We start from the raw sequence: 19,596 nt of genomic DNA, 5'->3' as shown, positions 1-19,596 counted from the left end.
AGGGCTCCCTTGTTCGCATGATGAGAACAAAGAGAGAACATCAGACTCGGTTGCAGAGTCAAGCCGACTCTTTCGCCGGCCCCGCATGTGGCCGAAACGCCGCGCTTCGGCTTCAACAGCGCGTGAGGCGGCCTCGCCCGGCTTCCGCAACCGGGGGCTCGCGCAGTATTTCAGCGACCCTCGCATCGGAAAGCCTCATGTTCGACGCCATCACCCGCCTGTTCGCCCAGCCCGAAACGCCGCACTTCCACAACGAGCCCCGGCTCGCGGTCGCCGCCCTGCTGGTGCACCTGTCGGCAGTGGACGGGCAGGTGACCGACGACGAGCGCGCCGCCGTGCGCAGCGCGCTGATGGACCATTACGGCCTCGCCGAAGACGAGGTCGACCGGCTGGTCGCGCAGGCCACCCGCAGCGACAGCGAGGCGGTCGATTTCTACCGCTTCACCTCCGCCATCGCCTCGCTCGAGGAAGCCGAGCGGCTCGAGATCGTGCGCATGATGTGGCAGGTGGTGTTCGCCGACGGCAAGAACCACGAGCTCGAGGACAACATGGTCTGGCGCATCGCCGAGCTGATCGGCGTGTCGGCGCGCGACCGCACGACGCTGCGCAAGCAGATGAGCCGCTCCGCCTGAGCGCCGCCCGCGACGCAACGAGCGCTTGCCAGATGCCGGGCGCTGCGCCAAAACCCCCGCCTCTTTCCGCAACAGCCTCGAGCCGCCCATGAACATCGACGCCATCGCCATCGGCAAGGCCCCGCCCGACGACATCAACGTCATCATCGAGGTGCCGCTGGGCGGCGAGCCGATCAAATACGAGATCGACAAGGCCTCGGGCGCCCTGTTCGTCGACCGCTTCCTCTATACCCCGATGCGCTATCCGGGAAATTACGGCTTCATCCCGCACACGCTGTGCGGCGACGGCGACCCGCTCGACGTGCTGGTGATGAACTCAAGGCCGCTGGTGCCCGGCGCCGTGGTGCGCAGCCGCCCCATCGGCGTGCTGTTCATGGAAGACGACGGCGGCAAGGACGAAAAGATCCTGGCGGTGCCGGCGCACAAGCTCACCGCCATGTACGACAAGGTGCACGATATCCACGATATCCAGGACATCCAGGTCGAGCGCGTGAAGCACTTCTTCACCCACTACAAGGATCTCGAGCCCAACAAATGGGCCAAGATCTCCCATGTCGGCGACGCCGCCGATGCCCGCCGCGTCATCCTCGACTCGATCGAGTTGGCCAAGACCGCCAAGTAGCCGATGTTTGGCCGCGTCATCCTGCTCAACGGCGTGCCGCGCGCCGGCAAGAGTTCGATCGCGCGGGCGCTGCAGGCCAGGGGGGACTGGCTGGGCTTCGGCGTCGACGCCATGATGGCGATGACGCCGCAGCATCTGCGTCCCGGCATCGGCCTCAGGCCGGGCGGCGAACGGCCCGACCTCGAGGAATTCGTCCGGCGCGGCTACGCATCGCTCTTCGACAGCCTCGCAGCATTCGCGCGCAACGGCCTCGATGTCGTGAGCGACGTCGGATTGCACGACGACTACAGCCGCCCGCTCGGCATTGCGCAAATGGCCCGCGAAACGCTGGCCGGCTTGTCTGTCCTCTGGGTCGGCGTGCATTGCCCGATCGAGGCGATCATGGCGCGGCGCAATGCCGATACCACCGGACATTATGCCGGCGGCGCCGCTGTTCCGCTGCCCGTGCAGCGCTGGCAGGACACGGTACATGCCGGAAAGCGCTACGACCTCGAGGTCGATACTTCCGCGCTGAGTCCGCAGCAGTGTGCCGACCGTATCGCGATTGCGCTGGCGCACCAATGAACAGGGCGCGGGATCGCTCCCGCGCCTTGTAACATCGTTCCAGCAGTCCTAGTGGCCGCCGCCCCAGCCGCCTTGCGGCGCCGGATCGGGCTTCCTGATGAAGAACGTCGTGACCACCGCCAGGAGCGAGATGCTGGCGCCGACCAGGAACGCCGTGCGGATGCCGGCGGCCAGCGCCTCGACATCGTCGATGCCGCCCAGCGCCTGCGCCCGCGACGCCATGATGGCGATGAGCAGCGCCACGCCCGCCGCGCCCGCCACCTGCTGGATCGAGCCGAGCAGCGCCGAGCCATGCGAGTAGAATTCGGGCTTGACCGACCCCAGGCTCAGCGTGAACAGCGGCCCGAACAGGAACGAGAAGCCGGTGCACAGGATCAGATAGCCGGCGACGATCAGCGGCCACCAGGTGGTGGTGCCGAGCAGCGTCATCGCCCACAGCACGCCCGAGATGATGAACATCGCCGGGATGATCAGCGGCCGGGGGCCGACCTTGTCGTAGAGCCGGCCGACGAACGGCCCGAGGATCGCCATCCACAGCCCGCCGGGCAGGAGGATGAGGCCGATATAGACCGGCTCGAGCTTCAGCACGTTCTGCAGGTAATACGGCAGCAGGTTGAGGCTGCCGAACATCGAGGCCATGCCGATCACGAACATGATGTTGGCGACGCTGAAGTTCCACGACTGGAAAGTCCGGAGGTCGAGCAGCGGCGAGCCGCTGGCCTGCAGCGCAATCTGCCGCCAGACGAAGAGCACCATGGTGACGACGCCCACGCCGAGCGCGATCCACGCCACCGACTGGCTGCCGCCCGCTGCGCTGTCGAGCGAGCCGAGGCCCGAAAGCCCGTAGACCAGCCCGCCGAAGGCGAAGGCCGACAGGATCACCGACAGCACGTCGAGGCTGGCCTTGTGCGGCGTGGTGACGTTGACCATGCGGCGCAGGCCCAGGGTCAGCGCGATCAGCGCGATCGGCAGCACCAGGATGAAGATGTAGTGCCAGGGCAGATAGCTGATGATCAGCCCGCCCACCACCGGCCCGGCCGCCGGCGCCAGCGACATCACCACCGAGATGTTGCCCATCATGCGGCCGCGGTTCTGCGGCGGCACCAGCGTCATCACCGTGGTCATCAGCAGCGGCATCATCACCGCCGTGCCCGAGGCCTGCACCACGCGGCAGAACACCAGCACTTCGAGGTTGGGCGCGAAGATGGCCAGCGCCGTGCCGGCCGAGAACAGCGTCATGGCGAGCACGAAGATGGTGCGCGTGCTGAGCCGCTGCAGCAGGAAGCCGCTGATCGGGATCACCACCGCCATGGTGAGCAGGAACGCCGTCGCCAGCCATTGCGCGGCGCTGGGGGTCGTGGCGAAGGCATCGCGAATCGTCGGGATGGCGACGTTCATGATGGTCTCGTTGAGCATCACCACGAAGGCCGAGACCAGCAGCAGATTGATGACGAGGCTGTTGCGCGCCGCGTTGTCGGGATGCTGGGCGGCCGCCACGGAGGCGTCGGAATAGGTTTCGGAGGTCACGTGCGGTCTCCTCGAAAGGCGCGGGGCGAAAGCTGAGGGGCGCACGGCATAGCAGAATTGCCGTGGCAGGAAAGCGAAACTTCTGACGATTTTTCGTCACAAACGGTTTGAGCGGGGTCGCAACCCCACCCATATGCAAAGCGGGCAATCATCCTGTCGGTCCTCTCTCGGGCTGCGGAAAGACCATGCCCGAGCGCACTGACAGATCTTGTCAGCAGGCAGATGGGGCGTCTCGCCGGGTTCGACAACTCGACGCGCGAGCCGGCGTGGAATCGACGAAACATCCGTGATTTTTTGGCAACGGCCTGTCGCTACGGCCTGGCCTTGTGGATCGGATCGATCCAGTACACCTCTTCCGGCGGCTCCACCGGGGCGATGTCGGGGATGTTGACCACCACCGCCTCGTTGTCGGAGCGCACCAGCACGCATTGCAGCGGCTGCGCCGGATCGGCGTTGATCTCCTGGTGCGGCACATAGGGCGGCACGTAGATGAAATCGCCCGGATAGGCCTCGGCGACATATTCGAGATGCTCGCCCCAGCGCATGCGGGCATGGCCCGACACCACATAGATCACGCTTTCGAGCGCGCCGTGATGATGCACGCCGGTCTTGGCGTTGGGCGCGATGGCCACGGTGCCGGCCCAGATCTTCTGCGCCCCGACCCGCGCCTGGTTGATCGCCGCCTGCCGGAACATGCCCGGCGTCTGCGCCGTGTTGGGGTCGAGCTGGTCGCCCTTGATGACGCGCACCCCGTCACGCTTCCAGCGCGCCTGTTCGTCAGCATGCTGATGATCAGCATGCGCGTGATCTGGCGGATGCGGATGGTCGCCGCTCATTTGCCCAGCGCCTTGAACGCGTCGGCGATCGGCGTCTTGCCCGCCGTGAGCTGCAGCGCCTTGCCGATGCTGGCGGGACTCTTGAGCGCCGCCGCCACCACCGCCGCCACATCGGCGCGCGACACCGGCTTTTCCGGGATCGCCGCGACGCTCAGCGTCACCTTGCCGGTCGGCTTGCCCTCGGTCAGCTCGCCCGGCTCGACGAGGGTCCAGTCGAGGCCGGAGGCCATGATGGCTTTGCCGGCCAGGCGCTTGTGCTTGTAGTAGTCCTTCATCTCGTCGGTCGCCCAGTCGCCGGTGAGCTTCATGCCGGTCGAAGCGCCGATCGATGAGATGGCGACATAGCGCCTGACTCCGGCCTTGGCCGCGGCGCGCAGCGTCTTGCGCACCCCCGCGCTGTCGATGGCGCTCGATTCGCCCGCCGCCGAGCCGGCGGCGAAGACGATGGCGTCGGCGCCCTTGAACTGCGCCGCGAACTCCGGCCCGGTCGACGCCTCGAGGTCGAGCAGCACCGTCTCGGCGCCGCGCTTGACCAGATCGGCCATGTGCCGGGGATTGCGGATCACGGCGACGACGCCGTCACCCGCTTTCACCAATTGCTCGACGAGCAGCAGGCCGGTGCGGCCATGCGCGCCGATGACGACGATGCGGGACATGCCCAATCCTCCGTGCCGCCGCAGTTCAGCAGCGCGCCGGAGGAAAAAGCAAGCCTCGGCGATATGGTCGCGCCGGAGCTAGCGCGGCGTGTGCGTGAACATGGCCCACGGCGTGCAGCTGGACTTCGACAGGAACGTGCCCTTGTAGCAGGCCTGCAGGCCGTAGCTCTCGAGCTGTCCCACCGGACCGTTCCGGAACGAAAACTGCCGCTGGTTGCGGCCGAGCTCGACCTGGCCCTGCGGCGTGCTGGCATTGATATGCGTGTAGTTGCTGATCGACACGGTGAAGTTGACGACATGGATGCCGTTTTGATCATAGCCGCTGACGCAGAAGCCCTGGCGGCAGGCGGCGTTTGCCGCCGTCGGCATGAGCGATGCCGCGGCAAGTGCGGCAAGCCCGAGCATGAGGGCGCGCGGCGTGAATGCCCTCCGGCGGGCAGACCCTGAGTTTCCAGTCACGGCAGAACCGATCATCTTGCACTCCTCTTTCCGGCCGGCATCTGCGGCCCGGCGGAGAGTGTCTCAGAAGGCAAGGTCTGCAACATCCACCAGAAGGTGGAGCATGTGCAATTTTCGTGCGGCGGATGCGGGCGGCCCGCTAGAACCCCATATTCGCCGGCACCGGCGGCGCGGCATAGAGCACGGTGATCTCCACCCGCTCATTGCCGGCGAGATACGGGTCGTTGGGGAACAGCGGCGTCTGCGCGGCGCGCCCGATCACCGAGCGGATGCGGTCGTCGCTGAGCCCGAACTCGCCCAGGATCTGCCGCACCACGTCGGCGCGGTCCATCGACAGCTCCCAGGCGCCGTAGCGCGGATTGTCGTAGTGCGAGCCGCTGGCGGTATGGCCGGAAATCTCGATCTGGTTGGGCAGCCGCTGCAGGATCGGCGCCATCGCCGCGATCGCCTGGCGCACCGCCTCGATCGGATATTTCGAGCCTTCCGGGAACATGCGGCGGCCGTCCTGGTCCATGATCTTGATGCTGAGCCCGTCCTCGGTCTGCTCGAGCCGCAGATTCTGCGTGATCTCGGTGACCTGCGGCATCGCCTGCCAGGCCTGCTGGATACTGGCGGCGGCGGCCTTGAACTGCTGGTCGAACTTGGACTGGATGTCCTTCTTGGCGGCGTCGGTGCTCTTCTGCTCGTCGCCCTTTACGGCGAGGCTGCCGCCCTTGACCGACAGCAGCGGCCCCTGCTGGTCGTTGGCCGGCGCGGTGAACGATTCCGCCTCGTTGGGCGAGCCCGCCATCTTGGCGTTGGGGTCGTTCTCGTAGGCGGTGCCGCCCAGCACGCCGCCGGCGCCGCTGGTGGTCTGGCTGACATTGGGCGGGGCGAAATAATCGGCGATGCCCTTTTTCTGCTCGGGCGTCGTCATGCTCATCAGCCACAGCAGCAGGAAGAACGCCATCATTGCCGTGACGAAGTCGGCATAGGCGATCTTCCAGGCGCCGCCGTGATGGGCGTGCTGGTGCTTCTTGACCTTCTTGATGATGAAGGGCGGGGTGTCTGCCATGGCGGCCGCCTCAGGCGGCTTCCTTCCAGTCGGCGGTGGCCTCGTCGACCTCGAGGAAGGTCGGGCGGACTTCCGACATCAGCGCCTTGCGCGCGAATTCGATGGCGATGGCCGGGGCATAGCCGGAAATGTGCGCCAGCAGGCCGACCTTGATCGCCAGGAGGTATTTGTGCTCGGCGTCGTAGATGTTGCGCAGCGACTGCGCCATCGGGCCGAAAAAGCCATAGGCGCAGAACACGCCCAGGAACGTGCCCACCAGCGCCCCGCCGATCATGTGGCCGAGCACTTCGGGCGGCTCGCTGATCGAGCCCATGGTGTGGATGACGCCGAGCACGGCGGCGACGATGCCGAGCGCCGGCGTGCCGTCGGCCAGCGCCTGCACGGCGTTGACCAGGCGCGAGTTCTCCTGCTCGTGCGTTTCGAGCTCCTCGTCCATCAGCGCTTCCATCTCGTGCGGCACGCGCGTGCCCAGCGTCACCATGCGCAGATAGTCGCACAGGAACTCCACCGCATGATGGTGCTTCATGAAGCTGGGAAAGCTCTGGAACAGCCGCGATTCCTCGGGATTTTCGATGTGCTCCTCGAGTGCCAGCACGCCGCGCTGCTGCACCAGCTTGAACAGCGTGAACTGCAGCCCGAGCAGGTCGACATAGGCCGCCTTGTTGTAGCGCGGGCCGCGGAACACCGTGCCGAACATCTTGAGGCTCTGCTTCAGCACCGGCCCGGTATTGCCGATGATGAAGGCGCCGAACGCCGCGCCGAGAATGATGAGGGCTTCGAAGGGCTGCACCAGCACCTCGAAATGTCCGCCCTGGGCGAGGTAGCCGCCGATCACCGACAGGAGGATGACGAGGATGCCGATCGAAACACGCATGACGCAACTACCCCCGGGGGGCGGCCCGTCCAGGCGGCCCCGATATGCGCTCCGCGGCCGGAACGCTGGCGCGGAGATGGGACGATGGATCGGACCAAAGCGGGGCGAACGGCTCGTCTCGCCGACGAACTTCTCCGATCGGCGTAAATATAGGGTTACGGCAGCCGCGGCGCCGGCCCTGACACCTTGATTTGCCGACACTTTCCGCCGCCGCTGGAGCCGTGTGCGGCAGGTGGCTAGCTACCTTACAGCGGTTGGCCGATCGGGCGCTCTTGCGACCGATCGGCCAGAGCGCAGACAAAACCCCCACCGGTTGGCCGATCGGGCGCTCTCGCGACCGACCGGCCAGAGCGCAGACAAAACCCCTACCGGTTGGCTGATCGGGCGCTCTCGCGACCGATCGGACAGAGCGCAAATAAACGCCTGCTTCGCCGATTCTCTGAATCGGTGAAACGTTCTAGAACCGGCGCCATGCTCCGCCACACGCCCTATGACGGCTCCTCGAAACTGTTCCGCATCGGCCTCGGGCCGCTCGATCCGGCCGAATGGATCGACGTCGACGACCGGCTGCACGCCTATCTCGACGAAAAGCAGCTTCTGTGGCGGGAGCGGCCGGACGAGGTGTTCGCCGCCGAGGCCGGAACGGAGGCGGCGCAGGCCGAAGTGCTGGCACTGCTGCTGGCGCACCTGCCGGCGCGCTTTCCCGGCCGCTACCGCCGCGACGGCGACGCCATGCACATCGCCCCCGGCCGCGTGGTGCCGCTCGCCGACGGCGCACCGCCGCTCTGGACCGCGGCCCGGCTGGTGCAGGAGGATCTGGTGCTGATGCGCCGCGCTCCGGCCGGCTGGCGGCTGGCCGCGGCGTCGCTGAGCTTTCCCTCGTCCTGGGCGCTCGCCGACAAGATCGGCCGGCCGATCGATGAGGTGCACGCGCCGGTCCCCGGCTTCGGCGGCGGCACGCGCAACGCCGAGCTCATCGCCCGCATGTTCGACAACCTCCGGCCGGAAACGCCGATGCTGCGCTGGAACTGGTCGCTCTATGGCGACGAGCGGCTGTTCCACCCCGAGACGGCTGATGCCGGCGCCCGCCGCTTCGGCGTCGGCGAGCGCGCCGACCCGGTGGTCCTCCGCTCCGAGCGGCAGACGCTGCGCCGCCTCCCTGAGAGCGGCGACATCGTCTTCACCATCCGCATCGCCGTCGAACCGCTCGCCACGCTGGAACGGCATTCGCGCCGGCACGAGATCGCCGCGGCACTGATCGCCCAGATCGAGGCGCTGCGCCCGGACGAGCTCGCCTACAAGGGCCTGAGCGCCGAGCGCGGCCGCGTGCTGGCGCGGCTCGGCGAGTTGCTCTTGCCCTGAGCGGCGATCCGGTGTTGCATCCCGCCCCGATTGGAGATTTCGATGCAATACCGCTACCTCGGCCGCTCCGGCCTGCTCGTCTCGCGCCTCTGCCTCGGCACCATGACCTTCGGCAATCCCGACTGGGGCTGCGACCTCGACACCTCGCGCGCCATCGTCAGGGCCTTCGTTTCCGGCGGCGGCAATTTCATCGACACCGCCGACATGTATTCGGCCGGCAAGTCCGAGAGCATGCTGGGCGACATCCTCAAGGACTATCCGCGCTCCGACATCGTGCTCGCGAGCAAGGGCTGGTTCCCCACCGGCGAGGCGGTGACGGCGCGCGGCCTCAGCCGCAAGCACATCGTCGAGGCCTGCGAGGCGAGCCTCAGGCGGCTCGGCACCGATTTCATCGACCTCTACCAGTTCCACGGCCCCGACCCCTACACGCCGATCGAGGAATCGCTGCGCGCCGCCGACGACCTGATCCGCGCCGGCAAGGTGCGCTATCTCGGCTGCTCCAATTTCTACGGCTGGCAGATCGCCCGCGCCAACGGCGTCGCCGCGCTCAAGGGCTACGAGCCGCTGGTTTCGGCGCAGCACCTCTACAACCTCGTCCGTCGCGACATCGAACGCGAGGTGCTGCCCGCCTGCGACAATGAGGGGCTGGGCATGATCTGCTGGAGCCCGCTCGCCGCCGGCATGCTGTCCGGCAAATATCGCGGGCAGGACAAGCCCCAAGAGGGCACCCGCCACGGCCACCAGCAGGCCATCCTCGTCGGCCGCTACTGGTCCGACGATGCGGCCAAAATGGTCGACGCCGTGGTCGCCGCCGCCCAAGAGCTGGGCAAGACCCCGAGCCAGGTGGCGCTGAGCTGGCTGTTCGGCGACCGGCGCATCACCGCCGCCATCGTCGGCGCCCGCCGCGTCGACCAGATCGCCGAAAACCTCGCCGCCGGCGATTTCGACCTGCCGCCGGAGCTGCGCCGGCAGCTCACCGACACCATGCCCCTCGCCATGGGCTATCCCTACGAATGGACCATGACCAGCGGCCCGGCGTTGCAGCGGGCAGAGATGGACCCGAAACATATGAGCAGGCAGCCGTAGTCGCGGCAGCGGCTGCCCTTCCGCGAAGATCATCATATTGTTTCTTGCACCGGCATTTAGCCCTCTACCTGCCTCAGCTAGTGTAGTGGGATACTAGGCCGCCAATGAAATTCGAATCTCCTACTCGCGATACTCGTCATTCTTAGAGGCGCCGTTGCCCAGTCATCTCTCCAACCCTTGGAACAATGCCGTCTCATATGTCGAGATGATGTTTAATCACACGATGCTCGCCTCGGGCACGTGCTTCTTTTGGAGGAATGGGGCCCAGATATACTTGATTAGCAACTGGCACAACTTCGCGGGGCTGGATCCATCCTCGGGTAAGCCGTTGTCCGCGCACGGAGGCATTCCGAACAAACTGAAGTTCACTGCTCTTAAGCAGATCTCGGACGCGGACGCGGCAGGCTATTTCGCCATGAAGTTGACGACCGTCACCGTCGATCTCTACGAAGGAGAGTTTGCTGAAAGCCGTTGGAAGGTACACCCCACACACGGACAATTGGTTGATGTCGGCGCCATAGACGTAACTTCGCTTGTGAGGGACTCAGGACTGAGTATACGAGCAGCAAACGACGTTGAAGATGATGCCGTTCTTCCGCCGTTCGCGTCTCAGGACGTCTTTATTCTGGGTTTTCCACTTGGGCTCATTGTTGGTTCACCGGCTCCGGTGTGGAAACGAGGTACAATAGCATCCGATCCGTCTTTCGACATCGACGACCTCCCGAAGCTGGTAGTGGACACTGCGACTCGAAAGGGCATGTCCGGGTCAGTCGTTCTGGCGCGCCACACAGTGTTCGGTCAAAGCATTCCAAAAAAGGACGGCACAATGTCTGAGCCATACGTTTGGGCAAAGCGCGACATCGTCCTTGGCATCTACTCTGGAAGAATTGGATCAGGCGAGATGGACGCGCAGTTGGGGATAGTTTGGCGCCGATCTGTCATTGATCAAACCGTAGCCGGCAACACGTTTTACATAGTCAAATAATAGAGCCCGGAGCATTGCTCCGGGCCTCGTTCATTCACATCACTGGAACGGCGCTTTACGCCACGCCGGCCATGTGTGCCAGCACCGCCAGCAGCAGCAGCGCCACGATGTTGGTGATCTTGATCATCGGGTTCACGGCGGGGCCCGCCGTGTCCTTGTAGGGATCGCCGACGGTGTCGCCGGTGACCGAGGCCTTGTGCGCCTCCGAGCCCTTGAGGTGCTTGACGCCGTGGCTGTCGGTGAAGCCGTCCTCGAAGCTCTTCTTGGCGTTGTCCCAGGCACCGCCGCCGGCCGTCATCGAGATGGCGACGAACAGGCCCGTGACGATCACGCCCATCAGCATGGCGCCGACCGCCGCGAAGGCCGAGGCCTGCCCGGCGATCCACAGGATCACGAAGTACACCACGATCGGCGACAGCACCGGCAGCAGCGACGGCACGATCATCTCGCGGATGGCGGCGCGCGTCAGCATGTCGACGGCCCGGGCGTAGTCGGGCTTGTCGGTGCCGGCCATGATGCCCGGCTTTTCCTTGAACTGCCGGCGCACTTCGATCACCACCGACTGCGCGGCGCGGCCGACGGCGGTCATCGCCATGCCGCCGAACAGGAACGGCAGGAGGCCGCCGAACAGCAGGCCCACCACGACATAGGGGTTCGACAGGTCGAACGTGACCTTGAGGTCGCCGAAGAAGTGGTTGAGGTCCTGCGTGTAGGCGGCGAACAGCACCAGCGCGCCGAGGCCGGCCGAACCGATGGCATAGCCCTTGGTGATGGCCTTGGTGGTGTTGCCCACCGCGTCGAGCGCGTCGGTGTTGTGCCGCACCGCCTTGTCGAGGCCCGCCATTTCGGCGATGCCGCCGGCATTGTCGGTGACTGGGCCGAAGGCGTCGAGCGCCACCACGATGCCGGCCAGCGCCAGCATGGTCGCCACCGCGAAGGCGATGCCGAACAGGCCCGCGAGGTTGTAGGTGACGATGATGCCGGCAACGATCACCAGCGCCGGCAGCGCCGTCGATTCCAGCGACACCGCGAGGCCCTGGATGACGTTGGTGCCGTGGCCGGTCACCGAGGCTTCGGCGATCGAGTTGACCGGACGCTTGCCGGTGCCGGTGTAGTACTCGGTGATGACGATGATCAGCGCGGTGATCACGAGGCCGGTGACGCCGCACCAGAACAGCGACCAGGGCGTGAACGCCTTGCTGGCATCGCCGAGCGCCGCGTTGAGGTCGCCGAACACCCACCACAGCACCGGCAGCAGCACGATCAGCGACAGCACGCCGGTGGCGATGATGCCCTTGTACAGCGCGCCCATGATGTTGCTGCCCGAGCCGAGCCGCACGAAATAGGTGCCGATGATCGAGGTGATGACGCAGGCGCCGCCGATGGCGAGCGGCAGCACCATGCCGGCGAGCTTGAACGCGTCGGGCAAAACGATCGAGGCGAGCACCATGGTGGCGACGATGGTCACCACATAGGTCTCGAACAGATCGGCGGCCATGCCGGCGCAGTCGCCGACATTGTCGCCCACATTGTCGGCAATGGTCGCCGGGTTGCGCGGATCGTCTTCCGGGATGCCGGCTTCCACCTTGCCCACCATGTCGCCGCCCACGTCGGCGCCCTTGGTGAAGATGCCGCCGCCGAGACGGGCGAAGATCGAGATCAGCGAGGCGCCGAACGACGTCGCGACCAGCGCGTCGATCACCGAGCGGCTGGTCGGCTCGAGCCCCACGCCCTGGGTGAGGATGATGAAGTAGACGGTAACCCCCAGCAGCCCGAGGCCGGCGACCAGGAGGCCGGTGATGGCGCCCGCCTTGAAGCTCAGATCGAGCCCCTTGGCCAGCGACCCGGTGGCCGCCTGCGCCACGCGCACATTGGCGCGCACCGACACGTTCATGCCGATGAAGCCGGCGGCGCCCGACAGCACCGCGCCGATGAGGAAGCCGATCGCCGCATAGGCGCCCAGCAGCCAGAAGGCGAGGATGAAGATGACCACACCGACGATGGCGATGGTGGTGTATTGCCGGCGCAGATAGGCCGACGCGCCTTCGCGCACCGCCGCCGAGATTTCCTGCATGCGGGCGGAGCCGGCATCGGCGGCGAGCAGGCCGCGCGTCGTGACGATGCCATAAACGATCGACAGCAGACCAGCGACGACGATCGCCCAGAGTAGAGTGGTCATGAAAAACGTCCCTCGTGTGTAAAACCCGCGGGGGACGACCCATTTGCGGCGGCCATGCGCAAGCGCCCGGTCACCTCCCCGCCCCCGGGGAACCGGCGCACACGCTGCCAAATCGGCTGCCATGATTCAACCAGATTTCGCGCCGGATGACCGGATTTCCGCGGGTTTCAGCCGATTTCACCCGGCTTTGGGGCTGTGAAGAGCGGGGAGGCCGCCGCCGCCGCGATTGCCCCGGCCGCCGACTGGGCTTAACGCTGGGCGCAGCACCGTGGCCGTCCGGCCGCGGAACGCGACAGATCGGACGAACGGGAGGCCGCATCGGCGGCGCGACGGCGGGGCACGCCGCGGCCCGTATGGAGGCCCGCGGCGAGCGGGAATTTGTCATCGCCATCCTCGACACCGCCCGCAAGACCAGCCTCCATCGCCGCGAGCCGCTGCTGAGCCGGCTGCGCGACGCCTTTCTGGACGTGGGCTACGAGCAGATGACCATGCTGGCCCTGGCGCCGCGCGCCGGGGTGTCGCGGCGCACCCTCTACAACCACTTCGCCAACAAGGAGGACGCCTTCCGCTTCCTGTTGCGCTGCGATGGCGACGTCGCCATCGAGCAGGCCATGGCGGCGGCCCGCGCCCAACTGGCGGCCGGCGCCGGCCCGGTCGACATCTTCGTGGTGCTGATGGACGTGCGCTATGCCGACAACCGCCGCCGGCTGGCGCAATCGAAACACGCGCTCGAGATCAACGAGAAGGCCTTCCGGCTGGCCCGCGACATCATGGTCGAGCACGCCGCCACCTTCCAGCGCGAGGTGGCGGGGCTGATCGCCGACATGCAGGCGGCGGGCCTGCTGGCGCTGAAACCCGGCACCAGCCCCGCCGACCTGGCGCAGATGCTGTGCGACGGCGCCCGCGGCAGCAACCAGGCGCTGCCGCCGATCCCGATCGAGCAATTGCCCGCCCGCTACCGCAGGCTGATCGGCGCCATCCTCCACGGCGCGCTGGCCTGATCTAGCCGAGCAGCGCCGCGAGCCGCGCCGCCAGCGCCGGCCCGTCGCCGTCGACGGCGACACGCTTCAGCCGCGCCGTGTCGCCGGCCAGCAGCCGCACCGACGCCTTCGGCACGCCAAGGGATCTGGCGAGCAGCGCGATCACCGCCGCATTGGCGCGGCCCTTGTCGGCCACCGCCGCGACGCGGACGCGCAGCACCACGCTGCCGTCGTCGCGCAACTCCGTGCCCTCGAGGCGGTCGGCCCCGGCATTGGGCGTGACGCGGAGGCTGAGCGTCAGTCCGCCGGGCGTCAGCCGGTAGGCAGGCGCGCTCAATACAGCCTGAGCAGGCGCGGCAGATCGTTGGCGATGAAGCTCTGCAGAAAGAAGATGATCACGAACACCACGATCGGGCTGAGGTCGAGCCCACCCATCGGCGGAATGACCCGGCGGATCGGCCTCAGGATCGGCTCGGTGATCTGGTTCAGCACCCGCCACAGCCCGGCCACGAACTGGTTGCGCGTGTTGATGACGTTGAAGCTGATCAGCCAGCTCATGATGATCATCACCAGGAACACCCACCAGACGAGCGTCAGCAGCATCGAGATGGTTTGCAGCAATGCGATCATGCGCGGGGCCCCTGTTGCATGCCGACTATCTAGGGGCTCGGGCCCGCCCTCGCAAGGCGGAAGGGCGCCGAGGGTGAACGGACCGCCCTTCAGTGCAGCGTCGCCTCATGGCCCCCGGCAGCGCGTTGCTGCGGGCATGGCCGACGAGCCGCGTCGTGCCGGCGACGGCGCGCGACAGCCCGGCCAGCAGCGCCGGCACTATCCGGCGCGAACGATCGCCTTCGATTTGACCGGCTTGCCGCCCCGCACCGGAATCTCGGCGCGCGCGCCATCGGGGAAATCGGCAACGATGGTCACGGTGCCCCCGAGGCCCCGCATGTAGCGCTCGAGCGTCTTGAGCTGGATGTTGGGCAGCTCGTTTTCGATGCGTGAAACCTCTCCCTGTTTCAGCCCCGTCCTGTCGGCGAGATCGGCCTGGGTGACCTCGAGGGCGCGGCGTACTTCCGCGAGGCGAATGGCTTCGATGAGCGTCGCCGCATTCTTTTTTGCGCGCGCCAGCCTCTTGGGTGGCAGCTTGTCGATCCAGTCGCGCGCCGGCTTGAAATCCGATGCCTTCAGCTTGCTCATTGGTGTCCCTCGGCGCCGAGCCATTGGTCGAACCGTGCGTCGGCGGTACGGATCAAATCCTTGTAGAACTTCGTCTGGTTCGCACCCTGCTTGTTGCCGCCAACCAGCAGGATCGCGTTGCGTTCCAGATCGAAGGCGAACACTACCCGCCACGCTCCGCTCGCCCCGATCCGCAGCTCCTTCATGTTGGCGTGCCGCGATCCCTTGAGAGTATCCACCAATGGCCGACCCAAATGTGGACCCACGATCTCCAGCGCCAGCACGACTTCCGTCAGCTTGGCGGTGACCGATGGCGGCATCGCGCCACGCTCTGCCGAGAATGCTGGGTGCTCAAGGACGATCCACGGCATCGGCGATCCTCGACGACCGCCGGAATATAGGCCAGAACCGATATCGGTTCAAGCCGATATCAGGCGCTCGCCCGCGCTCGGAACTGCTTCTTGCGTTCGTTGGGATCGAGCCAGATCTTCCTGAGCCGGATGCTCTTGGGCGTCACCTCGACATATTCGTCGTCGGCGATGTAGCCCAGCGACTGCTCCAGCGTCAGCTTCTTGGGCGGGGTCAGGCGCACCGCCTCGTCCTTGGAATGCGTGCGGATGTTGGTGAGCTGCTTGCCCTTGATCGGGTTCACTTCCAGATCGTTGTCGCGCGTGTGCTCGCCCACGATCATGCCCTCATACACCTCGACGCCCGGGTCGATCATCATCGGGCCGCGGTCCTCGAGGTTCCACAGCGCGAAGGCGACGGCGGTGCCGTTGGAGTTGGAGATCAAAACGCCCGTGCGGCGGCCGGGCAGCGCCCCCTTGTACGGCTGGTACTCGTGGAACAGCCGGTTGAAGATCGCCGTTCCACGCGTGTCGCTCAACAGCTCCGGCTGGTAGCCGATCAGCGAGCGGGTCGGCACGTAAAAGCGCAGCCGCGTACGGCCGGTGCCCGATGGGCGCATGTCGACGAGGTCGCCCTTGCGCTCGGTGAGCTTCTGCACCACCACGCCCGAATGCTCGTCGTCGACGTCGATGATCACTTCCTCGACCGGCTCGAGCTTCTGCCCGTTCTCCTCGCGCAGCACCACGCGCGGCCGGCCGATGGTGAGCTCGAAGCCCTCGCGGCGCATGTTCTCGATCAGCACCGCGAGCTGCAATTCGCCGCGCCCGGCGACCTCGAACGAATCGGAATCCGAGCCCTCGGTGACGCGGATCGCCACATTGCCCTCGGCCTCGCGCAGCAGCCGGTCGCGGATGACGCGGCTTTGCACCTTGTCGCCCTCGCGCCCGGCGAGCGGCCCGTCATTGATGCGGAAGGTGACGCTCAGCGTCGGCGGATCGATCGGCTTGGCCGGCAGCGGCTCGCTGTTCTGCGGCACCGTGATGGTGTTGGCGACGGTCGACTCCTCGAGGCCGGCGATGGCGACGATGTCGCCCGCCTCGGCGACGTCGATCGGCGTGCGCTCGAGGCCGCGGAAGGCCAGCACCTTGCTGACGCGGCCCTTCTCGATCTCCTTGCCGTCGCGGCTCAGCGAATGGATGGCGTCGCCCGCCTTGACGCTGCCCGAAAAGATGCGGCCGGTGAGCAGCCGCCCGAGGAACGGGTTGCGCTCGATGGTGGTGACCAGCATGCGGAACGGGCCGTCTTCCACCTTCGGCTCGGGCACGTATTCGACCACCTTGTCGAGCAGCGGCGCCAGCGATTCCTTGGGCCCCTGCGGCTCGGCCGCCATCCAGCCCTGCTTGCCCGACCCGTACAGCACCGGGAAATCCAGCTGCTCGGGCTTGGCGTCGAGCGCGATGAACAGATCGAAGATCTCTTCCAGCACCTCGAGGTGCCGCGCGTCGGGGCGGTCGATCTTGTTGATGGCGACGATCGGGCGGAGCCCCTGCGCCAGCGCCTTGGAGAGCACGAATTTGGTCTGCGGCATCGGCCCTTCGGCCGCGTCCACCAGGATCACCACGCCGTCGACCATGCTGAGGATGCGCTCCACCTCGCCGCCGAAATCGGCGTGGCCGGGGGTGTCGACGATGTTGATGCGGGTGTCCTTCCACACCAGCGAGGTCACCTTGGCGAGGATGGTGATGCCGCGCTCGCGCTCGAGGTCGTTGGAATCCATGGCGCGCTCTTCGACGCGCTGGTTTTCGCGGAACGAGCCCGACTGCCTCAGCAGCACGTCGATGAGGGTGGTCTTGCCATGGTCGACATGGGCGATGATCGCGATGTTGCGCAACGCCATTTGCGGGCCGCCTAACGATAAAGGGAGAGAAGTGCGGGCTCACATAGTGGCAGAAGCCCCAATTCTCAAGCGATTTCGCTGCATGAGGGGGCTGCGCCGCGATATGGCGTTAATTTGGGCAGGTTTTGGCCGCCCCGCCGGCCCGCCCTGCGCCGGGCGTTCCCCGGCGTCAGCTGGCGCGCTTGAACAGCAGCGGCTCGGCTTCCCGCGTCAGCAACGCCAGCACCTCGCCCGGCTCCAGCGGCGGCGAGAACAGGAAACCCTGCACCTCGTTGCAGCCCTGCTCGCGCACCGCCTGCAGCTGTTCCTCGGTCTCGACGCCCTCCGCGGTGGTCGACATGCCCAGCGAATGGCCGAGCCCGATCACCGCCTTGATGATGGCGAGGCTGTCGCCGCGGCTTTCGAGGTCGCGCATGAACGAGCGGTCGATCTTGATCTTGTCGAACGGGAAGGCGCGCAGATAGCTCAGCGACGAATAGCCGGTGCCGAAATCGTCCATCGAGATGCGCACCCCGATGGCGCGCAGCCGGTGCAGCGTGTGCAGCGTCTGCTCGTTGTCGTTGAGCAGCAGCGATTCGGTGATTTCGAGCTCGAGCCGGGTCGGCGGCAGGCCGGTCTCGGCCAGGATGCCGTGGATGGTCTCGAACAGCCGCTTGTTCTTGAACTGCACCGGCGACAGGTTGACCGCGACGCGCGCCTTGCTCGGCCAGTGCACCGCCGCCGCGCAGGCCTCGCGCAGCACCCATTCGCCGATCGGCACGATCAGGCCGGTCTCCTCGGCGATGGGGATGAATTCGGCCGGCGAGATCGCCTCGCCCGCATGCGTCCAGCGCAGCAGCGCCTCGCAGCAGGTGACGCGGTTTTCCTTGAGCCCGACCAGCGGCTGGAACACCAGGCGCAGTTCGCGCGCCGCCAGCGCCGCGCGCAGATTGGCCTCGATCATGCGCCGCTTCTGGATGGCGGCGTCCATGTCCTTTTCGAAGAAATGATAGGTCGAGCGCCCTTCCGACTTGGCGCGGTAGAGCGCCATGTCGGCGTTCTTCATCAGCACGTCGGTGGTCTCGCCGTCGGCCGGCGCCACGGCGATGCCGACGCTGGCGCCGATGGCGATCTGGTGGCCGTCGATGTTGAACGGCGACGCCATCGCCTTGACGATGCGCTCGGCCACCATCGCCGCGTCGGACGGCTTGTCGATCGGCCTGAGCAGCAGCGAGAACTCGTCGCCGCCCAGCCGCGCGATGATGTCGGTCTCGCGCGTCGTCCCCCACAGCCGCGCCGAGGCCTGCTTCAGCAGCTTGTCGCCGATGGCATGGCCGAGCGTGTCGTTGACCGATTTGAAATGGTCGAGGTCGATGCACAGCACGGCGACCTTTTCGCCGCGGTCGATGCTGGCTTCCGAGGCCGCCATCTCGTCGAGGAACTGCGCCCGGTTGGGCAGCTCGGTCAGCGCGTCGTGCCGCGCCAGGTGCTGGATGCGCGCCTCCTGCTGGCGCTGCTCGGTGATGTCCTCGTGCGTCGACACGAAGCCGCCATCGGCCATCGGATGGTGCTGCATCATGATGATGCGGGTGCCGAACTCGACCACGGTCTTGTCGTGCTGGCCGCGGGCGATCACCTCGTGCCGCCAGCGCACATATTCCTCACGGCTGGTGGCCTGGCTCGAATGCATGCCGTTGTCGAACAGGTGCCCGAGGATGGCGTCGAGCGGCGTGCCCGGCTTCACCAGATCGTCGGGCAGGGCATAGATGCGCGCATAGGGGGCGTTGCAGATCACCAGCCGCCCCTGCGGGTCGAACATGCAAAGGCCCTGGCTGATGTTGTTGACCGCCGCGTCGAGCCGGATGTTCTGCCGCTCGAGCTCGCGCTTGCGCCGCGCGATGGTCTCGCTCGAGGCGATCTCCTCGGTCACGTCCTCATGCGTCACCACCCAGCCCAGGCCCGGCGAATACACATGCGCCGTCTCGATGGTGCGCCCGCCCTCCAGCCGCTCGCGCGATTTGTAGCGCTGCCCGCCGCGATTGTTGCGCAGCTCCTTCTTGTAGGCGGCAAGGAATTGCTGCGGCGTCGTCCCGCCGTGATGGCCGAGCTCGCTGGCCAGCCGCGCCGCCTCGTCGAGGCTCATGCCCTTGCGGATGCGCTCGGCCGGAAAGCCGTAGATGTCGAGATAGTGCCGGTTCCACATGACGAGCTTGAATTCGCTCGACCAGACGCAGAAGCCGTAGGGTATGTTTTCCAGCGCCGCATCGAGCAGCAAAGCGCTGTCTGAATGGCCCGCTGGTGCCATTTTCGAGCTCACCCGCTATCGTTCCCCAACACCGACGCTGGCCGAACGCTAGTCGCGCAGGCTTAATAAGCGCTT

The 19,596-nt window shown here is 66.5% G+C and carries 20 protein-coding genes; 7 read left to right on the top strand and 13 right to left on the bottom strand.

Annotated features, from left to right (window positions below):
- Positions 1-197: 197 nt before the first annotated feature.
- From BGO82_RS00920 to BGO82_RS00910, 3 genes are all read left to right on the top strand, one after another.
- Positions 198-632 (top strand): TerB family tellurite resistance protein, encoded by a 435-nt coding sequence (locus BGO82_RS00920; RefSeq protein WP_291303662.1) that lies wholly within the window; start codon positions 198-200, stop codon positions 630-632.
- 88 nt (positions 633-720) lie between these two features.
- Complete coding sequence (gene ppa / locus BGO82_RS00915; RefSeq protein ID WP_291303661.1) at positions 721-1,254, top strand: inorganic diphosphatase; 534 nt, start codon at positions 721-723, stop codon at positions 1,252-1,254.
- Positions 1,255-1,257: 3 nt separating this feature from the next.
- Positions 1,258-1,818, top strand: coding sequence for a chloramphenicol phosphotransferase (locus tag BGO82_RS00910; RefSeq protein ID WP_291303660.1), 561 nt, complete (start codon positions 1,258-1,260; stop codon positions 1,816-1,818).
- A 48-nt stretch (positions 1,819-1,866) separates the two neighbouring features.
- Here BGO82_RS00910 and BGO82_RS00905 read toward each other — a convergent pair whose 3' ends face one another.
- The 6 genes from BGO82_RS00905 to motA all read right to left on the bottom strand — a co-directional run bounded on the left by BGO82_RS00905 (position 1,867) and on the right by motA (position 7,224).
- Positions 1,867-3,345 carry an MDR family MFS transporter gene (locus tag BGO82_RS00905; RefSeq protein WP_291303659.1) on the bottom strand — a complete coding sequence of 493 codons (1,479 nt, stop codon included), beginning with the start codon at positions 3,343-3,345 and terminating at the stop codon, positions 1,867-1,869.
- Between the two features lie 311 nt (positions 3,346-3,656).
- Positions 3,657-4,181 carry a cupin domain-containing protein gene (locus BGO82_RS00900; RefSeq protein WP_291303658.1) on the bottom strand — a complete coding sequence of 175 codons (525 nt, stop codon included), beginning with the start codon at positions 4,179-4,181 and terminating at the stop codon, positions 3,657-3,659.
- Complete coding sequence (locus BGO82_RS00895) at positions 4,178-4,837, bottom strand: NAD(P)-binding oxidoreductase (RefSeq protein ID WP_291303657.1); 660 nt, start codon at positions 4,835-4,837, stop codon at positions 4,178-4,180. The genes BGO82_RS00900 and BGO82_RS00895 overlap by 4 nt, the downstream gene beginning before the upstream one ends.
- Positions 4,838-4,915: 78 nt before the next feature.
- Entirely contained in the window at positions 4,916-5,206 is a 291-nt protein-coding gene (locus BGO82_RS00890; protein WP_291303656.1) for a hypothetical protein, read from the bottom strand.
- A 229-nt stretch (positions 5,207-5,435) separates the two neighbouring features.
- Positions 5,436-6,350 carry a flagellar motor protein MotB gene (locus BGO82_RS00885; RefSeq protein WP_291303655.1) on the bottom strand — a complete coding sequence of 305 codons (915 nt, stop codon included), beginning with the start codon at positions 6,348-6,350 and terminating at the stop codon, positions 5,436-5,438.
- A gap of 10 nt (positions 6,351-6,360) precedes the next feature.
- A complete protein-coding gene (gene motA, locus BGO82_RS00880) occupies positions 6,361-7,224 on the bottom strand; it encodes a flagellar motor stator protein MotA (RefSeq protein ID WP_291303654.1) in 864 nt (287 codons plus the stop codon).
- A 471-nt stretch (positions 7,225-7,695) separates the two neighbouring features.
- On the opposite strand from motA, the gene BGO82_RS00875 reads away from it, so the two are divergent.
- From BGO82_RS00875 to BGO82_RS00865, 3 genes are all read left to right on the top strand, one after another.
- Complete coding sequence (locus tag BGO82_RS00875; RefSeq protein ID WP_291303653.1) at positions 7,696-8,586, top strand: DUF3445 domain-containing protein; 891 nt, start codon at positions 7,696-7,698, stop codon at positions 8,584-8,586.
- Positions 8,587-8,628: 42 nt separating this feature from the next.
- Positions 8,629-9,672, top strand: a complete 1,044-nt coding sequence (locus tag BGO82_RS00870) for an aldo/keto reductase (protein WP_291303652.1) — start codon at positions 8,629-8,631, stop codon at positions 9,670-9,672.
- A gap of 154 nt (positions 9,673-9,826) precedes the next feature.
- Complete coding sequence (locus tag BGO82_RS00865) at positions 9,827-10,657, top strand: hypothetical protein (RefSeq protein ID WP_291303651.1); 831 nt, start codon at positions 9,827-9,829, stop codon at positions 10,655-10,657.
- Positions 10,658-10,712: 55 nt separating this feature from the next.
- On the opposite strand, the gene BGO82_RS00860 is transcribed toward BGO82_RS00865, so the two are convergent.
- Positions 10,713-12,836, bottom strand: coding sequence for a sodium-translocating pyrophosphatase (locus BGO82_RS00860; protein ID WP_291303650.1), 2,124 nt, complete (start codon positions 12,834-12,836; stop codon positions 10,713-10,715).
- 353 nt (positions 12,837-13,189) lie between these two features.
- On the opposite strand from BGO82_RS00860, the gene BGO82_RS00855 reads away from it, so the two are divergent.
- A complete protein-coding gene (locus BGO82_RS00855) occupies positions 13,190-13,837 on the top strand; it encodes a TetR/AcrR family transcriptional regulator (protein WP_291303649.1) in 648 nt (215 codons plus the stop codon).
- Between the two features lies 1 nt (position 13,838).
- Here BGO82_RS00855 and BGO82_RS00850 read toward each other — a convergent pair whose 3' ends face one another.
- The 6 genes from BGO82_RS00850 to BGO82_RS00825 all read right to left on the bottom strand — a co-directional run bounded on the left by BGO82_RS00850 (position 13,839) and on the right by BGO82_RS00825 (position 19,521).
- Entirely contained in the window at positions 13,839-14,153 is a 315-nt protein-coding gene (locus BGO82_RS00850) for a DUF167 family protein (RefSeq protein WP_291303648.1), read from the bottom strand.
- Positions 14,150-14,446 carry a YggT family protein gene (locus tag BGO82_RS00845; RefSeq protein ID WP_291303647.1) on the bottom strand — a complete coding sequence of 99 codons (297 nt, stop codon included), beginning with the start codon at positions 14,444-14,446 and terminating at the stop codon, positions 14,150-14,152. Before BGO82_RS00845 ends, BGO82_RS00850 begins: the two co-directional genes overlap by 4 nt.
- 198 nt (positions 14,447-14,644) lie before the next feature.
- On the bottom strand, positions 14,645-15,013 hold the full coding sequence (locus BGO82_RS00840) for a helix-turn-helix transcriptional regulator (protein ID WP_291303646.1): 369 nt from the start codon (positions 15,011-15,013) through the stop codon (positions 14,645-14,647).
- Positions 15,010-15,363, bottom strand: a complete 354-nt coding sequence (locus tag BGO82_RS00835; protein ID WP_291303645.1) for a type II toxin-antitoxin system RelE/ParE family toxin — start codon at positions 15,361-15,363, stop codon at positions 15,010-15,012. The genes BGO82_RS00840 and BGO82_RS00835 overlap by 4 nt, the downstream gene beginning before the upstream one ends.
- 59 nt (positions 15,364-15,422) lie before the next feature.
- Complete coding sequence (typA, locus tag BGO82_RS00830) at positions 15,423-17,237, bottom strand: translational GTPase TypA (RefSeq protein ID WP_291303644.1); 1,815 nt, start codon at positions 17,235-17,237, stop codon at positions 15,423-15,425.
- 169 nt (positions 17,238-17,406) lie between these two features.
- Positions 17,407-19,521 (bottom strand): EAL domain-containing protein, encoded by a 2,115-nt coding sequence (locus BGO82_RS00825; RefSeq protein WP_291303643.1) that lies wholly within the window; start codon positions 19,519-19,521, stop codon positions 17,407-17,409.
- Positions 19,522-19,596 lie beyond the last annotated feature (75 nt).

The organism is Devosia sp. 67-54 (genome assembly GCF_001899075.1).
Taxonomy (GTDB): domain Bacteria; phylum Pseudomonadota; class Alphaproteobacteria; order Rhizobiales; family Devosiaceae; genus Devosia_A.
This window is presented reverse-complemented; position numbering and strand designations above follow the sequence as displayed.

What these genes read in the sequence shown, in the direction of transcription:
- BGO82_RS00920 (WP_291303662.1), top strand. Translation starts at nt 198, where the DNA reads ATGTTCGACGCCATCACCCGCCTGTTCGCCCAGCCCGAAACGCCGCAC.
- BGO82_RS00855 (WP_291303649.1), top strand. Translation starts at nt 13,190, where the DNA reads ATGGAGGCCCGCGGCGAGCGGGAATTTGTCATCGCCATCCTCGACACC.
- BGO82_RS00860 (WP_291303650.1), bottom strand. Translation starts at nt 12,836, where the DNA reads ATGACCACTCTACTCTGGGCGATCGTCGTCGCTGGTCTGCTGTCGATC.
- BGO82_RS00900 (WP_291303658.1), bottom strand. Translation starts at nt 4,181, where the DNA reads ATGAGCGGCGACCATCCGCATCCGCCAGATCACGCGCATGCTGATCAT.
- ppa (WP_291303661.1), top strand. Translation starts at nt 721, where the DNA reads ATGAACATCGACGCCATCGCCATCGGCAAGGCCCCGCCCGACGACATC.
- BGO82_RS00825 (WP_291303643.1), bottom strand. Translation starts at nt 19,521, where the DNA reads ATGGCACCAGCGGGCCATTCAGACAGCGCTTTGCTGCTCGATGCGGCG.
- BGO82_RS00845 (WP_291303647.1), bottom strand. Translation starts at nt 14,446, where the DNA reads ATGATCGCATTGCTGCAAACCATCTCGATGCTGCTGACGCTCGTCTGG.
- BGO82_RS00895 (WP_291303657.1), bottom strand. Translation starts at nt 4,837, where the DNA reads ATGTCCCGCATCGTCGTCATCGGCGCGCATGGCCGCACCGGCCTGCTG.
- BGO82_RS00885 (WP_291303655.1), bottom strand. Translation starts at nt 6,350, where the DNA reads ATGGCAGACACCCCGCCCTTCATCATCAAGAAGGTCAAGAAGCACCAG.
- motA (WP_291303654.1), bottom strand. Translation starts at nt 7,224, where the DNA reads ATGCGTGTTTCGATCGGCATCCTCGTCATCCTCCTGTCGGTGATCGGC.
- BGO82_RS00875 (WP_291303653.1), top strand. Translation starts at nt 7,696, where the DNA reads ATGCTCCGCCACACGCCCTATGACGGCTCCTCGAAACTGTTCCGCATC.
- typA (WP_291303644.1), bottom strand. Translation starts at nt 17,237, where the DNA reads ATGGCGTTGCGCAACATCGCGATCATCGCCCATGTCGACCATGGCAAG.
- BGO82_RS00910 (WP_291303660.1), top strand. Translation starts at nt 1,258, where the DNA reads ATGTTTGGCCGCGTCATCCTGCTCAACGGCGTGCCGCGCGCCGGCAAG.
- BGO82_RS00870 (WP_291303652.1), top strand. Translation starts at nt 8,629, where the DNA reads ATGCAATACCGCTACCTCGGCCGCTCCGGCCTGCTCGTCTCGCGCCTC.
- BGO82_RS00835 (WP_291303645.1), bottom strand. Translation starts at nt 15,363, where the DNA reads ATGCCGTGGATCGTCCTTGAGCACCCAGCATTCTCGGCAGAGCGTGGC.
- BGO82_RS00840 (WP_291303646.1), bottom strand. Translation starts at nt 15,013, where the DNA reads ATGAGCAAGCTGAAGGCATCGGATTTCAAGCCGGCGCGCGACTGGATC.
- BGO82_RS00890 (WP_291303656.1), bottom strand. Translation starts at nt 5,206, where the DNA reads ATGCCGACGGCGGCAAACGCCGCCTGCCGCCAGGGCTTCTGCGTCAGC.